The 13641-nt window shown below is 70.9% G+C and carries 14 protein-coding genes and 2 tRNA genes; 10 read left to right on the forward strand and 6 right to left on the reverse strand.

The annotated features are described in order from the left end of the window. Positions 1 to 23: 23 nt before the first annotated feature. The 3 genes from ACHFIV_RS32820 to ACHFIV_RS32830 all read right to left on the reverse strand — a co-directional run bounded on the left by ACHFIV_RS32820 (position 24) and on the right by ACHFIV_RS32830 (position 736). Positions 24 to 96, reverse strand: a tRNA-Gly gene (locus tag ACHFIV_RS32820). Between the two features lie 79 nt (positions 97 to 175). Continuing rightward, positions 176 to 247 (reverse strand) — tRNA-Gly (locus ACHFIV_RS32825). 153 nt (positions 248 to 400) lie between these two features. Further along, positions 401 to 736 carry an Lsr2 family protein gene (locus ACHFIV_RS32830; protein WP_398976470.1) on the reverse strand — a complete coding sequence of 112 codons (336 nt, stop codon included), beginning with the start codon at positions 734 to 736 and terminating at the stop codon, positions 401 to 403. A 384-nt stretch (positions 737 to 1120) separates the two neighbouring features. On the opposite strand from ACHFIV_RS32830, the gene purS reads away from it, so the two are divergent. From purS to ACHFIV_RS32870, 8 genes are all read left to right on the forward strand, one after another. Continuing rightward, positions 1121 to 1372 carry a phosphoribosylformylglycinamidine synthase subunit PurS gene (gene purS, locus ACHFIV_RS32835; RefSeq protein WP_099173088.1) on the forward strand — a complete coding sequence of 84 codons (252 nt, stop codon included), beginning with the start codon at positions 1121 to 1123 and terminating at the stop codon, positions 1370 to 1372. Beyond that, positions 1369 to 2049: a phosphoribosylformylglycinamidine synthase subunit PurQ gene (gene purQ / locus ACHFIV_RS32840; RefSeq protein WP_398976473.1), complete on the forward strand. Its 681-nt coding sequence runs from the start codon at positions 1369 to 1371 to the stop codon at positions 2047 to 2049. Before purS ends, purQ begins: the two co-directional genes overlap by 4 nt. After that, a complete protein-coding gene (gene purL / locus ACHFIV_RS32845; RefSeq protein WP_398976475.1) occupies positions 2046 to 4295 on the forward strand; it encodes a phosphoribosylformylglycinamidine synthase subunit PurL in 2250 nt (749 codons plus the stop codon). Before purQ ends, purL begins: the two co-directional genes overlap by 4 nt. A 104-nt stretch (positions 4296 to 4399) precedes the next feature. Next, a complete protein-coding gene (locus ACHFIV_RS32850; protein WP_398976477.1) occupies positions 4400 to 4924 on the forward strand; it encodes an ArsR/SmtB family transcription factor in 525 nt (174 codons plus the stop codon). 19 nt (positions 4925 to 4943) lie between these two features. After that, complete coding sequence (locus tag ACHFIV_RS32855; protein ID WP_398976479.1) at positions 4944 to 5150, forward strand: hypothetical protein; 207 nt, start codon at positions 4944 to 4946, stop codon at positions 5148 to 5150. Between the two features lie 45 nt (positions 5151 to 5195). After that, complete coding sequence (locus ACHFIV_RS32860; RefSeq protein ID WP_398976481.1) at positions 5196 to 6464, forward strand: hypothetical protein; 1269 nt, start codon at positions 5196 to 5198, stop codon at positions 6462 to 6464. A 51-nt stretch (positions 6465 to 6515) separates the two neighbouring features. Further along, positions 6516 to 7316 (forward strand): maleylpyruvate isomerase family mycothiol-dependent enzyme, encoded by an 801-nt coding sequence (locus ACHFIV_RS32865; RefSeq protein WP_398976483.1) that lies wholly within the window; start codon positions 6516 to 6518, stop codon positions 7314 to 7316. Positions 7317 to 7353: 37 nt separating this feature from the next. Continuing rightward, a complete protein-coding gene (locus ACHFIV_RS32870; RefSeq protein ID WP_398976485.1) occupies positions 7354 to 8199 on the forward strand; it encodes an META domain-containing protein in 846 nt (281 codons plus the stop codon). 37 nt (positions 8200 to 8236) lie between these two features. Here the strand turns inward: ACHFIV_RS32870 and ACHFIV_RS32875 are convergent, their stop codons facing one another. Further along, positions 8237 to 9703 carry a sulfatase-like hydrolase/transferase gene (locus ACHFIV_RS32875; RefSeq protein ID WP_398976487.1) on the reverse strand — a complete coding sequence of 489 codons (1467 nt, stop codon included), beginning with the start codon at positions 9701 to 9703 and terminating at the stop codon, positions 8237 to 8239. Between the two features lie 196 nt (positions 9704 to 9899). After that, on the reverse strand, positions 9900 to 9992 hold the full coding sequence (locus tag ACHFIV_RS32880) for a putative leader peptide (RefSeq protein ID WP_398976489.1): 93 nt from the start codon (positions 9990 to 9992) through the stop codon (positions 9900 to 9902). Between the two features lie 490 nt (positions 9993 to 10482). On the opposite strand from ACHFIV_RS32880, the gene purF reads away from it, so the two are divergent. Together purF and purM are read left to right on the forward strand one after the other, a co-directional pair. Beyond that, a complete protein-coding gene (gene purF, locus ACHFIV_RS32885) occupies positions 10483 to 12009 on the forward strand; it encodes an amidophosphoribosyltransferase (protein WP_398976491.1) in 1527 nt (508 codons plus the stop codon). 57 nt (positions 12010 to 12066) lie between these two features. Next, positions 12067 to 13140, forward strand: a complete 1074-nt coding sequence (purM, locus tag ACHFIV_RS32890) for a phosphoribosylformylglycinamidine cyclo-ligase (protein ID WP_398976493.1) — start codon at positions 12067 to 12069, stop codon at positions 13138 to 13140. A 152-nt stretch (positions 13141 to 13292) separates the two neighbouring features. Here the strand turns inward: purM and ACHFIV_RS32895 are convergent, their stop codons facing one another. Beyond that, positions 13293 to 13550, reverse strand: coding sequence for a DUF3073 domain-containing protein (locus tag ACHFIV_RS32895; protein ID WP_031097368.1), 258 nt, complete (start codon positions 13548 to 13550; stop codon positions 13293 to 13295). Positions 13551 to 13641 lie beyond the last annotated feature (91 nt).

Here is a 13641-nt window from a genome sequence, read left to right on the forward strand (position 1 = left end):
AATGACCGGGGCCTTCGGAACAGAGCGGACGACCAGGTTCGAACTGGCGACCTCAACCTTGGCAAGGTTGCGCTCTACCAACTGAGCTACGTCCGCATTGCCGCCACTCGGCTTTCACCGGTGGAGCGCTCACTACTGTACCTGATCGACTTGACGATCCGGTAAGGCAGTGCAGAGCGGGTGACAGGAATTGCACACTGCGCCTTCCCCCTGGAAGGGGGATGTTCTACTACTGAACTACACCCGCACGCTGCGTCGGACCCGGCCTTTTCGGCCTTGCCCTTCGGCGTGCTCCAGACTCTAGCCGACCTGCAGGGGTGTTGTGCAAGTCGGCTCCCCGGGGCGCCGGTACCGGCTCCGTCGGGCACGGGAGCGGAAGGGAACATTCCGGGCGCGACCCTCAACTGGCCGCGTCGAACGCCTCGTAGACCTTCTTGGGGATCCGGCCGCGGGCCGGCACCTCCATGCGGTGCGAGCGGGCCCAGGCGCGCACGGCCGCGGGGTCCGGCGCGAGGGACGTGTGGTGGTACGACGCCGGCGCCTTGCCGCGCTTGCCGGTATTTGTCTGCTTTCGGCCGGCCGCTACGTACGGGGCCAGCGTCTTCCGCAGTTTCTTTGCATTGGCGGGATTGAGGTCGATCTCGTACGACTTCCCGTCCAGGGCGAAGGTGACCGTTTCCGCCGCTTCTCCCCCGTCGATGTCGTCGGAGAGCGTAACCACTACGCGCTGAGCCACGGATATCGGTCCTTTCCTGCGGCACCGTCGCGCCTGACATGCGCGGATGCCGGCCTTCCGGCGGCTGGGCGGATACGGATCGACTGCTGTCGACTGTTCCGGGGCAAGCGTGCTTTCCCGGTATTCATTTGTACAGCGGCAGGAGCCGCATTGTGAAGCCCGGTCAATTGCGTCAGCGTGTTGCCGTGTGGGCCCGGGCGCAATCCGGGGGGAGGATTTTTTCCCAGAATTTTTCCTGCGCCTGTCCGTCTCCGATATCTCGCCGTGATCCTGCCCACGCGATATCTACCCGCGTAGAATTTCCGGCCAGGTACGCTGATAGGACCCGCGGGGATCTGGGGAACCCCTCGGATACACAGCCGCACCACACCACCGGGAGTGCCAGTGGCACGCGTCGTAGTCGACGTCATGCTCAAGCCGGAGATCCTCGACCCGCAGGGACAGGCTGTGCAGCGCGCACTGCCCCGTCTCGGCTTCGACGGAATCGCGGACGTTCGTCAGGGAAAGCGTTTCGAGCTCGAGGTCGAGGGGCCGGTCGACGATGCCGCCCTTGCCCGTATTAACGAGATCGCCGAGACGTTCCTCGCCAACACCGTCATCGAGGACTTCACCGTCAAGGTGGAGGAGGAGAAGTGACCACCCGTATCGGCGTCGTCACTTTTCCCGGCACGCTCGACGACCAGGACAGCCTGCGGGCCGTGCGGATCGCGGGTGCCGAACCCGTATCCCTCTGGCACCGCGACAAGGACCTCCACCAGGTCGACGCGGTCATCCTCGCGGGCGGATTCAGTTACGGCGACTATCTGCGCGCCGGTGCCATCTCGCGTTTCTCGCCGGTCATGGAGACCGTCATCGCCGAGGCGAAGGCCGGCCTGCCGGTCCTCGGTATCTGCAACGGTTTCCAGATCCTGACCGAGGCGCACCTGCTGCCCGGCGCGATGCTGCGGAACAACCACCTCCACTTCATCTGCCGTGACCAGAAGCTGCGGGTGGAGAACGCGGAGACCGCCTGGACCTCGGACTACACGGCGGGCCAGGAGATCTCCGTGCCGCTGAAGAACGTGGACGGCCGGTACACCGCCGACGAGCGCACGCTCGACGAGCTGGAGGCGGAGGGCCGCGTCGCCTTCCGTTACGCCGACGTCAACCCGAACGGCTCGCTGCGCGACATCGCCGGCATCACCAACGCCGCGGGCAACGTCGTCGGTCTGATGCCGCACCCGGAGCACGCCGTCGAGCCGCTGGTCGGCACCGGTCGCACCGACGGCCTCGGTTTCTTCACCTCGATCATCAAGAAGCTGGTCAACGCATGAGCCTGGACACGGTCAAGCACGCGGCCGAAACCCCGGACGCCGGACAGCCCTGGAAGGAGCTCGGCCTCAAGGAGGACGAGTACGCCCGGATCCGCGAGATCCTGGGCCGCCGTCCCACCGGCGCCGAGCTCGCGATGTACTCCGTGATGTGGTCCGAGCACTGCTCGTACAAGAGCAGCAAGGTCCACCTCAAGCAGTTCGGCGAGAAGGTCCCCGCCAACGACGCGATGCTCGTCGGCATCGGCGAGAACGCCGGTGTGGTCGACGTGGGCCAGGGTTACGCGGTCACCTTCAAGGTCGAGTCGCACAACCACCCCTCGTACATCGAGCCCTACCAGGGCGCGGCCACGGGCGTCGGCGGCATCGTCCGCGACATCCTCGCCATGGGCGCCCGTCCGGTCGCGGTCGTCGACCCGCTGCGCTTCGGCGCGGCCGACCACCCCGACACCCGGCGGGTCCTGCCGGGCATCGTCGCCGGTATCGGCGGCTACGGGAACTGCCTCGGCCTGCCGAACATCGGCGGCGAGGTCGTCTTCGACGCCTGCTACCAGGGCAACCCGCTCGTCAACGCCGGCTGCATCGGCGTGATGAAGCACGAGGACATCCACCTGGCCCAGGCCTCCGGGCCCGGCAACAAGGTGATCCTGTACGGCGCCCGCACCGGCGGCGACGGCATCGGCGGCGTCTCCGTGCTGGCCTCGGAGACCTTCGACGACACCAAGCCGGCCAAGCGCCCCGCGGTGCAGGTCGGCGACCCGTTCCAGGAGAAGCTCCTCATCGAGTGCACCCTGGAGATCTTCAAGGAGAAGCTCGTCGCGGGCATCCAGGACCTCGGCGGCGCCGGGCTCTCCTGCGCCACGAGCGAGCTCGCCTCCGCGGGCTCCGGCGGTATGCGCGTCGAGCTGGACACCGTGCCGCTGCGCGACTCCTCCCTCTCGCCCGAGGAGATCCTCATGAGCGAGTCGCAGGAGCGCATGTGCGCGATCGTCGAGCCGCAGCACGTGGACCGCTTCATGGAGATCTGCGAGAAGTGGGACGTCATCGCCACCGTCATCGGTGAGGTGACCGAGGGGTCGCAGCTGGAGATCTTCTGGCACGGCGAGCAGATCGTGGACGTGCCGCCGCGCTCCGTCGCCCATGAGGGCCCGACGTACCACCGGCCGTACGCCCGCCCGTCCTGGCAGGACGCGCTGCAGGCCGACGACGCCGGCAAGCTGGCCCGTCCGGCGGACGGCGCGGAGCTGCGCGAGCAGGTCCTCAAGCTGGTGGGCTCCCCGAACCAGGCCTCCAAGTCCTGGATCACCGACCAGTACGACCGCTTCGTGCAGGGCAACACCGTGCTGGCGATGCCCGAGGACGCGGGCATGGTCCGGATCGACGAGGAGTCGAATCTGGGCGTGGCCATGGCGACGGACGGCAACGGCCGCTACACCAAGCTCGACCCGTACACGGGCGCGCAGCTCGCTCTCGCGGAGTCCTACCGCAACGTCGCGGCGACCGGCGCGAAGCCGCTGGCCATCTCGGACTGCCTGAACTTCGGCTCGCCCGAGGACCCGGACGTCATGTGGCAGTTCGCCGAGGCCACGCGTGGCCTCGCGGACGGGTGCCTGGAGCTGGGCACGCCGGTCACCGGCGGAAACGTCTCGCTCTACAACCAGACCGGTGAGACGGCGATCCACCCCACGCCGGTGGTGGCCGTCCTCGGTGTGATCGACGACGTCACCCGCCGTACGCCGGTCGCCTTCGCCGAGGAGGGCCAGCTGCTCTACCTCCTGGGCGACACCCGTGAGGAGTTCGGCGGGTCGGCCTGGTCCGAGGTCATCCACCAGCACCTCGGCGGGATGCCGCCCGAGGTCGACCTGGGCCGCGAGAAGCTGCTCGGCGAGATCCTGATCTCGGCCTCCCGCGACGGCATGATCGACGCGGCTCACGACCTCTCCGACGGCGGTCTGGTCCAGGCGCTCACCGAGTCCTGCCTGCGCGGCGGGAAGGGTGCCCGGCTGGTCGTCCCGGACGGTCTGGACGCCTTCACCTTCCTGTTCTCGGAGTCGGCGGGCCGCGCGATCGTCTCGGTCCCGCGCAGTGAGGAGCTCCGCTTCAACGACATGTGCGGGGCGCGGGGTCTGCCCGTGGTCCGGATCGGTGTCGTGGACGGCGAGGAGATCGAGATCCAGGGCGAGTTCAGCATCCCGCTGAGCGAGCTGCGCAGTGCGCACGAGGGGACCCTGGAGGGTCTGTTCGCCTAGGTTCTGCCTGTACCGAAGCCCCCGTCCGGGTCGACCGGACGGGGGCTTCGGCGTTCTCGACGGAAACTGTTGATTGACATTACGTACTTACGTAAGGTGGAGCCATGGAGCTCGAGGAGCGCGTCGCCGAACTGGAGCGCCGCCTCGCGGTGCTGGAGTCGGCGGCGGAGGGCGTGAAGCCGGAGCTGGGCGTCGGGGACTTCTGGGCGCTGGACGGGCTGAAGGACCAGCTCGGACAGGTCGGGGAGACCGCGGCCGACGGCGGGGTGCTGTTCACCGGCGCGGTGAGGCTGCCGGCCGGTGAGCGGTACGAGTGGCAGTACGGCGCACTCACCGCGGGGCTCCTGGGTACGGACGGGGACCGCCCCGACTGGGCGGACGCCGCCGAACCCCTGGCCGCGCTCGGCCACCCGATGAGGCTGCGGCTGCTCCGCGAGATCCTCGCGGGCCGGCGTACGGCCGCCGAACTGGCCGGGCTCGACGAGACGGGGACGACCGGTCAGATCTACCACCACCTGCGCCTGCTGACCGTGGCGGGCTGGCTGCACACGACGGGGCGCGGGCGCTACGAGGTGCCCGGCGCCCGGGTGGTGCCGCTCCTGGTGGTCCTCACGGCCGCCCGGCCCTGAGGCGACCGAGGACAGGGAGGTGCGGGCCGGGGACACCGTCCGGGCCGGACAGCGGATCGCCCGCTGCGGGCACTCCGGCGACCGCACCGGGCCGCATGTGCACGTCCGGCTGACGGGCCACCCGGATCCCGGCAGGGCGCGCGGTGTCCTCTTCACCTGGCGGGGCGTCGGTGTGCCGGCCGACGGCGAGACGTTCGCCGCCGGGGAGGCCGTCGACGGCGGCTGATAGCTTTCCGGGCGTCACGCGTCGTCGTCGTACGGGGGGCCGGTCATGGACGATACGAACGCTGCTGTGCCGCCACCGGCGCCCCCGCGGGAGCCGGGCACGGGGAGCCTGCGGAGGGCCGCGAACGCGCTGTTCTGCCTGGTCGCCGTGGCGGGGATCGGGCTGAGCGTCTGGGCCATCGTCACGCAGGTGACCGACCTGCGCGCCCGGTCCGGGAGCCGCGAGCGCATCGAGGCGGGGTGCGGTGACCTCGTCGACCCCGACTCCGTGCTCGGGCTGAACGGTGGCACCGACCGGGTGAAGCTGTCGGACCGCTACCGGATCAGCACGGCCCAGCAGGTCAGCAACTGCGTCGTGTACCGGGTGGGCGAACCGGGGACGACGCACGGGCACTTCGCCCTGAGACTCACCGTGTCCCCGGCCGACCCGAACGACGACGAGCGCCAGGTCGCTCTGGACGACGAGCCCTTCGACCTCCGCCGCGGCGGTTCCGACGACATCGTCGCCGCGGCGGACCACCCCGTGCCGCACCCGTTGGGCGACGGCCGGCTCGGTGAGTACGACAGTCAGAGGGTGACGGCCAGGGCCCTGTGCGAGGACGGCGGTGAGGTCTCCTCCGTCGAGGCCTCGGCCGTCGCCGAGTACGCGGAACGCCCCACGCCGGAGGACCGCCGGACGCTCGCGGCGCTGGCGCGCGGGGCGGTGGAGAGGGCTGCCGGGGAGTGGGACTGCCAGGCCGCGCTGCCCCCGCTGCCCGCCGCTCTCGCCGAGCCGGGGTACGCGCTCGGGGCGGCCGAGAAGGCCGGGGGCACGTGTGCCTGGTACGGGCGTCTCGTGGCCGCCGAAGGCCGGGGTGCGCTGCCCGACCGCGCACTCGCCGCGCCGGCCGGGAAGGCGAGCGCCCACGACGCCTGCCTGCTCGCGCTCGGTGAGGACGGGACCCGGAGGATATGGCCCGCTTACGAGAAGACCACGAAGCGTCCTCGGGACCTCGCCACGGTGCTGTCGCACACACCGCTGTGGATCAGGACCGAGACCCTCGTCGGGGACGGGACCAGGGGTGTGCGGACCGGCTTGCTGGACCGGACGGCGATCCGTCCCGGCACCGCGGGCGCGAACGAGCTCACCTGGTGGGCCTCCTCCGTCTGCGACGGCCGGCCGGCCCTGCACCTGATGCAGGTGTCCTACCCGTACGACCGCATCCTCCGTGACCGGCTGGAGTCCTTCTTCCGCGCGTACGTCGACGACGCCACCGGACGCCGCGGCTGCACCGGCCTCGTCCTCCCCGAGACCTCGGACTTCGGGCGGAGCTGAGCGCCCCGGGCAGGGCCCGCGTTGTCACCGGTGCCGGTTAGTCTCGGCCGTATGCCCCCGGCCAGGAAACGCCCGCGCGCCTATGACGTCAGCCGGACCCGCGTCGCGGTCCTGGCCCAGTTCGACCGGATCCGGGAGGCGGTGGCCGGGCTGACGGAGGACCAGCTGGCCGGTCCTTCCGGGCTCGGGGAGTGGACCGTGCGGGAGCTCGCCGTCCACCTCACCATGGCGCTGGACCGCGTCAGCCGACAGCTGGTGCTGCCGGAGCCGCCAGGGCCCAAGCCGCAGCTCACCCTGCTGGAGTGGCCGTTCTCCACCGCGGGCCGGGCGAAGGGAATCGCCGACGAGGCCCGTGAACTGGCAGAGGCCCGTCCCGACCTCGTCGCGCTGTACGGGGAGACGGCCGACCGGTTCGGTCGGCTGGTCCCCGGGAGTGAGGGCGACAGGCTGGTGACGACCGGGGCCGGGACGATGCGGCTGGGCGACTTCCTGGTCACCCGCACCGTCGAGCTCGTCGTCCACACCGACGATCTCAGCCGGGCGACCGGCCTCGACATCCCGTACGACCGTCAGGCGCTCGCCGCCTGTACCCGCCTGCTCGCCGACGCGCTCGCGGACAGGGCGCCCGGCGGCTCGGTGGAGGTGCGTGTGCCGCCCTTCGCCGTCGTCCAGTGCCTCGGCGGTCCCAAGCACACCCGGGGTACGCCGCCGAACGTCGTGGAGACGGACCCGCTCACCTGGATGCGGCTGGCCACCGGACGTACGCGGTGGGCCGAGGCGCTCGACTCCGCTCGGGTCAGCGCCAGCGGTGAGCGGGCCGACCTCGCCCCGCTGCTGCCGCTGATGGGCTGAGGGGAACCGGATCGGCTGCTCGATCCGTCCCATGGCCATGCGCACACAACGTATGGCTGTCAGCGTCCTCGCCGTTCTGGGCACCCTCACCCTGGCCGGCTGCGGTACGGAGTCGGGCACCGGGGCGGGGTCCGGAGACTCCGGGGACGGCAGCGGCTCCGTGCGGACCGGACCGGGCGTGACCGGTGTCCACTGGACCGTGTCCTCCCTCACCGTCGGCGGGAAGAAGACCGCCGCGCCCGCCGGAGCCCACGTCGAGATCGACTCCGCCGGGAAGGCCACGGGCAACCTCGGGTGCAACCGCTTCACCGCGGACGTCACCGTCGAGGGCGACAAGGTGACCGTCGGCCCCGGCACGACCACGGAGATGGGGTGTGAGAAGGACGTCCAGCAGTTCGAGAAGGCGATGGGCCGTGCCCTCAGCGGGGAACTCACGGCCGCCGTCGCGGGCCGGGGCGACGGGAAGACCCTGACCCTGACGACGGCCGGGGGCGACTCCATCGCCCTCACCTCCGAGCCCCCGGCCCCACTGGCCGGCACCACCTGGAAGGTCACCGGGCTCGTGTCCGGCAGCGTCGCCACCTCCCTGCCCGCCGGGACGGAGGGCAAGGCGCACCTCACCTTCGGCAAGGACGGCTCGGTGGAGGGAAACCTCGGCTGCAACTCCTTCCACGGCACGGCCGAGGTCTCCGGCTCCACCATCACCTTCGGTGCGCTCGCCTCCACCAGGAAGATGTGCCCGGGCCCCGAGATGGAGCTCGAGCGCGCGCTGAACGGCGTCCTGGCGGGGAGGACGACGTACGAGGTCAGTCACCGGTCCCTGTCGATCGAGGCAGCGAACGGGAAGGGACTCGCCGCCTCGGCCCCGGCCGCAGGGAAGTGACCGGCCGGGGCGGGTGCGGGCGGGACGGCGCGCTGTCTCAGGAACCCGTCGGATACGGGAGGAGACCTGAGGCCGTCCGCTCCCACGACGCCCGCAACGCGGCCAGCCGCTCCGGTTCGGCCGCCGCGCGGTCGGCCTGTTCGCGCTGGTCGCCGGCCAGATCGAAGAGCTGGTCGACCCCGCTCCTCCCCCGGTAGTACTTCCAGTCGCCGCGCCGCAGGGCCCGCTCCCCGCGCACGCGCCAGAACAGGTCACGCTCCTTCGGCGCCTCGTCGCGCAGCAGGTAGCCCGCGAGGCTGACGCCGTCGAGCGGGTATGCGGGGTCCGGCCGCGCCCCGCCGAGCTCCAGCAGGGTCGCCGTCCAGTCGGGGGAGAACACCGGGAGATCGCTGACCTGGCGACCGTCGACGCGCGCCGGCCAGCGCAGGACCGAGGGGACGCGGATGCCGCCCTCCTGGAGCGAGCCCTTGCTGCCGGACAGCGGCCAGTTGTAGGAGAACCGCTCACCGCCGTTGTCGCTCGCGAAGAACACCAGGGTGTCCTCCTCCTGGCCCGACTTCTTCAGGGCCTTGAGCACCTCCCCGACCGAGCGGTCCAGGTCCTCGACCATCTCCGTGTACTTCTCGACCGAGCCGCCGTCGGCGTGCCGCAGGGCGCCCCGGTCGCCCGCCTTGATCCGGCGGACGACCTCGGCACCGGCCTCGGTGTCGCCCTCGGCGATCCACGGCCAGTGGGGGGTCGTGAAGTTCAGGTTGAGCAGCCACGGCTCGCTGTGGTCACGCCGCACGTACTCGCTCGCGCGCTCCGTCAGGATCCGGGTGTAGTAGCGCAGGTCCTTGTACTCGGCATCGCCCTCGTAGAGGTCGTACTCGCCGCCGAGACCGAGCTTGGAGTAGTACTCCAGGGCTCCGCCGAAGTTGCCGAAGAACTCGTCGTAACCCGACCTGGTCGGGCTGTAGTCCGGCAGGTAGCCGCAGTGCCACTTGCCGATGAGGGCGGTCGAGTAGCCGGCGCCCCGCAGCAGGGACGCCAGGGTCGGGTGGGTGGGTTCCAGGCCGGCGGACCTGTCGGCGATGGGCTCCGCGAGCCCGCCCCTCGTACGTCCGGGATAACGCCCCGTGTAGAGGCTGAACCGGGTGGGGGAGCAGGTGGCCGACCCGGAGTAGGACTGGGTGAAGCGCACACCCTGCTGCCCGAGCCTGTCCAGGTGGGGGGTGCGGATGTGCGGCGCCCCGTACGAGGAGAGATCCGCCCAGCCGAGGTCGTCGCCGAGGATGAACAGGATGTTCGGACGGCGTGCGTGCCTGCCGCGCGCGGCGCGGAACGGACGCTCCCGCGCCAGGTCGCCGGAGGTCGTCACCGGAGCGGCGGCCGCCGGGACGGAGGTCTGCACACCGACGGCCGCGGTGGCGGCGGTGGCCCCCACCGCGGTGGTGAAGGCGCGCCGGCTCAGCGGGGAGCCGGAACGTTTATCCGAACTTGCATTCGAATCACGAGTGGTCATGAGGTCTCCAGGGCAGGCCTCGGACGCCGGTCAGCGGCGAGGCGCGAGGCAAAGACGGCGGACCCCGTCAGGAGGCGGCCCGCGAGTGGGCGCGCCAGGTCATGAGGGGGTGGAAGGGGAGGAGAAGGGATGGGCGCGCACGGGTGCCGGAGCCCGGGGCGAAAGCCCTACGAGCGGCGCCGGAGGCGTGGCGGCCTCAGGCGCAGCGACAGAGGGCGCTCGCGACACGTCCCAGATCGACGTGGCGGCGCTCCACGAGCGTGACCGAATGATCACCGGGGGGCTGCATGAGGCAGGAGCCTGCCAACGGGCCATGGGCCTGTCAACGGTGGTCTCGAACTGCGGGACGGCGAGGCCCGCCCCGCCTCCGGGCTTCCCCGCTCGCCGGGCCGCAGGGACGGCGGGCGGTGCGCCGCGGGCGGCTCTTGTGGGTCATCGAGGGCCGCGGCCGAGGTCTCGCGGTGTGAGGCTCGCCACGAAACGGGCGTCCGGCCGCCGCCCGCTCCGCCCGACGTCCCGGGTCACCGGGGTCCGCGACGGGGGCGGTTCCGGGGCCGGGCGGCCCGGAGGTCCGACCCGCCGGTAACCGTCGCCCGCCCCGCCGTCGCCCGCCCCGCGGCACTTCGGAGCCCCGGCGCCGGCACCTCCGTGATCACGCCGCGTGACCGTCCGGCGACGGCATGGGTGCCCCCGGGAGCCGCAGCCGGGGACCGCCCGCGACCGGTGCCGGGCCCTCACCCAATTCGGACCGGTGGTCGATCTCCCCTACACTCGGTGGCGTGCCTCGTGGTGATGGACGACTCAACCACGACCTGCTCCCCGGAGAGAAAGGCCCCCAGGACGCTTGCGGCGTCTTCGGTGTCTGGGCTCCGGGCGAAGAGGTCGCCAAGCTCACCTATTTCGGACTGTATGCCCTGCAGCACCGTGGACAGGAGTCCGCGGGCATCGCAGTGAGCAACGGGTCGCAGATCCTGGTCTTCAAGGACATGGGACTGGTCTCGCAGGTCTTCGACGAAACGTCTCTGGGATCGCTCCAGGGCCATATCGCGGTCGGTCATGCCCGTTACTCCACCACCGGTGCCTCGGTGTGGGAGAACGCGCAGCCGACGTTCCGTGCCACCGCGCACGGCTCGATCGCCCTCGGTCACAACGGCAACCTGGTCAATACGGCCCAGCTCGCCGAGATGGTCGCCGACCTCCCCCGCAAGGACGGGCGGGCCACCCAGGTCGCGGCGACCAACGACACCGATCTCGTGACCGCGCTGCTCGCCGGCCAGAGAGACGGCGACGACAAGCCGCTCACCATCGAGGAGGCCGCCGCGAAGGTGCTCCCCGATGTGAAGGGCGCCTTCTCGCTCGTCTTCATGGATGAGCACACCCTCTACGCGGCCCGTGACCCGCAGGGCATCCGCCCCCTGGTCCTGGGCCGCCTGGAGCGTGGCTGGGTGGTGGCCTCCGAGTCCGCCGCCCTGGACATCTGCGGTGCCAGCTATGTCCGCGAGATCGAGCCCGGCGAGCTCGTCGCCATCGACGAGAACGGCCTGCGCACCTCTCGATTCGCAGAAGCGAAGCCTAAGGGCTGCGTCTTCGAGTACGTCTACCTGGCCCGCCCCGACACCGACATCGCCGGGCGGAACGTCTACCTCTCCCGGGTGGAGATGGGCCGGAAGCTGGCGGCCGAGGCCCCCGCGGAGGCCGATCTGGTCATAGCGACGCCGGAATCGGGGACCCCCGCGGCCATCGGTTACGCCGAGGCGAGCGGAATTCCGTTCGGGGCCGGCCTGGTCAAGAACGCCTACGTCGGCCGGACCTTCATCCAGCCCTCGCAGACCATCCGCCAGCTGGGCATCCGGCTGAAGCTCAATCCGCTCAAGGAAGTCATCAAGGGCAAGCGCCTCGTGGTCGTCGACGACTCGATCGTCCGCGGCAACACCCAGCGCGCCCTGGTGAGGATGCTCCGCGAGGCGGGTGCGGCGGAGATCCACATCCGGATCTCCTCCCCGCCCGTGAAGTGGCCCTGCTTCTTCGGCATCGACTTCGCGACGCGCGCCGAGCTGATCGCCAACGGCATGTCCGTCGACGAGATCGCCACCTCCATGGGTGCCGACTCCCTGGCGTACATCTCGCTCGACGCGATGGTCGAGGCGACGACGATCGCCAAGCCGAACCTGTGCCGCGCCTGCTTCGACGGCGAGTACCCGATGGAGCTTCCGGACCCGGAACTGCTCGGGAAGCAGCTGCTGGAGACCGAGCTGGCGGCCGGCCCCGCCGCGACCGCGGCGGCCGACGCGCTGCGTCGTCCGTGACCCGGACCGGCCGGCTTCCCCACCAGCCCCGTATTCCCACACGAAAGATCCCGGGCCATGTCTGAGACAACAGGTGCTTCCTACGCCGCGGCGGGCGTCGACATCGAAGCCGGTGACCGCGCCGTCGAGCTGATGAAGGAGTGGGTGAAGAAGACGCAGCGCCCCGAGGTCGCCGGCCTCGGCGGTCTCGGCGGATTCGCCGGCCTCTTCGACGCCTCGGCGCTCAAGCGCTACGAGCGCCCGCTGCTCGCCTCCGCCACCGACGGCGTCGGCACGAAGGTCGATCTGGCCCGGCAGATGGGCGTGTACGACACCATCGGGCACGACCTCGTCGGCATGGTCGTGGACGACCTGGTCGTCTGCGGCGCGGAGCCGCTCTTCATGACCGACTACATCTGTGTCGGCAAGGTGCATCCCGAGCGTGTCGCGGCCATCGTGAAGGGCATCGCCGAAGGGTGCGTCCTCGCGGGCTGCGCGCTGGTCGGCGGCGAGACGGCCGAGCACCCGGGTCTGCTGGGCCCCGACGACTTCGACGTCGCGGGCGCCGGGACCGGTGTGGTGGAGGCCGACCGGCTGCTGGGCCCGGACCGTATCCGCAAGGGTGACGCCGTGATCGCCATGGCCTCCTCCGGTCTTCACTCGAACGGGTACTCGCTCGTCCGCCACGTGGTCTTCGACCGGGCCGGCTGGACCCTGGACCGCCAGGTGGAGGAGTTCGGCAGGACGCTCGGCGAGGAGCTCCTCGAGCCCACCAGGATCTACTCCCTGGACTGTCTCGCGCTGACCCGCACCACCGAGGTGCACGGCTTCAGCCACGTCACCGGCGGCGGCCTCGCCAACAACCTGGCCCGGGTGATCCCGGACGGGCTGCACGCCACCGTCGACCGTGGCACCTGGACGCCCGGCGCCGTCTTCGACCTGGTCGGCAAGGCCGGCCAGGTCGAGCAGCTGGAGCTGGAGAAGACGCTCAACATGGGTGTCGGCATGATCGCGATCGTGCCGGCCGACTCGGTGGACGCGGCTCTCACGACGCTGGCCGACCGGGGCGTCGACTCCTGGGTCGCCGGTGAGATCACCGAGCGCGGCGACCATCGCACGGGCGCCGAGCTGACCGGTGGTTACGCACGGTAGGACGCCACCACCGCCGGTCCGGCACCCCACCGGACCGGCGCCGGTACGCGGCACCCCCCCGGCCGGACACGGTGTGCTCCGTCCGTCCGTACCGGGACAGCACAGAACCCGGTCCGGGCAGGCCCGGACCGGGTTGATGTGTCAGCGCGAGGTCAAGCGCCGCGGCGCTGTGACGACGGACCGGACTGGCCGTCCTCGTCCGCGTCCTCGTCGTCGTTGTACAGATCCGCGTACTGTGCGTACGGGTCATCTTCCTCGTCGTCGTCCTCGAACGGCTCGGCGTTCGGTGGCTGACTCGAAGGCGATGCGCCCAGCTCATTGGCCAGACGCGACAGGTCTGTCCCGCCGCTGCTGTACTTCAGCTGGCGGGCGACCTTGGTCTGCTTGGCCTTTGCCCGGCCGCGCCCCATGGCTCGACCCCCTCGGTGACGGGGCTCGACGGCCCCAGAGTCTTGACACGCGTTCATGTTTCAGGACGGACTCTCGGCAGAGAGACCGCGC

It is taken from the genome of Streptomyces sp. ALB3, assembly GCF_044385685.1.
In the GTDB taxonomy this organism is placed as follows: domain Bacteria; phylum Actinomycetota; class Actinomycetes; order Streptomycetales; family Streptomycetaceae; genus Streptomyces.

Excerpts from the sequence above, each read along its gene's own strand:
- purL (WP_398976475.1), top strand. The coding sequence starts at position 2,046 with ATGAGCCTGGACACGGTCAAGCACGCGGCCGAAACCCCGGACGCCGGA.
- ACHFIV_RS32850 (WP_398976477.1), top strand. The coding sequence starts at position 4,400 with ATGGAGCTCGAGGAGCGCGTCGCCGAACTGGAGCGCCGCCTCGCGGTG.
- ACHFIV_RS32860 (WP_398976481.1), top strand. The coding sequence starts at position 5,196 with ATGGACGATACGAACGCTGCTGTGCCGCCACCGGCGCCCCCGCGGGAG.
- ACHFIV_RS32865 (WP_398976483.1), top strand. The coding sequence starts at position 6,516 with ATGCCCCCGGCCAGGAAACGCCCGCGCGCCTATGACGTCAGCCGGACC.
- ACHFIV_RS32870 (WP_398976485.1), top strand. The coding sequence starts at position 7,354 with ATGCGCACACAACGTATGGCTGTCAGCGTCCTCGCCGTTCTGGGCACC.
- ACHFIV_RS32875 (WP_398976487.1), bottom strand. The coding sequence starts at position 9,703 with ATGACCACTCGTGATTCGAATGCAAGTTCGGATAAACGTTCCGGCTCC.
- ACHFIV_RS32880 (WP_398976489.1), bottom strand. The coding sequence starts at position 9,992 with ATGCAGCCCCCCGGTGATCATTCGGTCACGCTCGTGGAGCGCCGCCAC.
- purM (WP_398976493.1), top strand. The coding sequence starts at position 12,067 with ATGTCTGAGACAACAGGTGCTTCCTACGCCGCGGCGGGCGTCGACATC.
- ACHFIV_RS32895 (WP_031097368.1), bottom strand. The coding sequence starts at position 13,550 with ATGGGGCGCGGCCGGGCAAAGGCCAAGCAGACCAAGGTCGCCCGCCAG.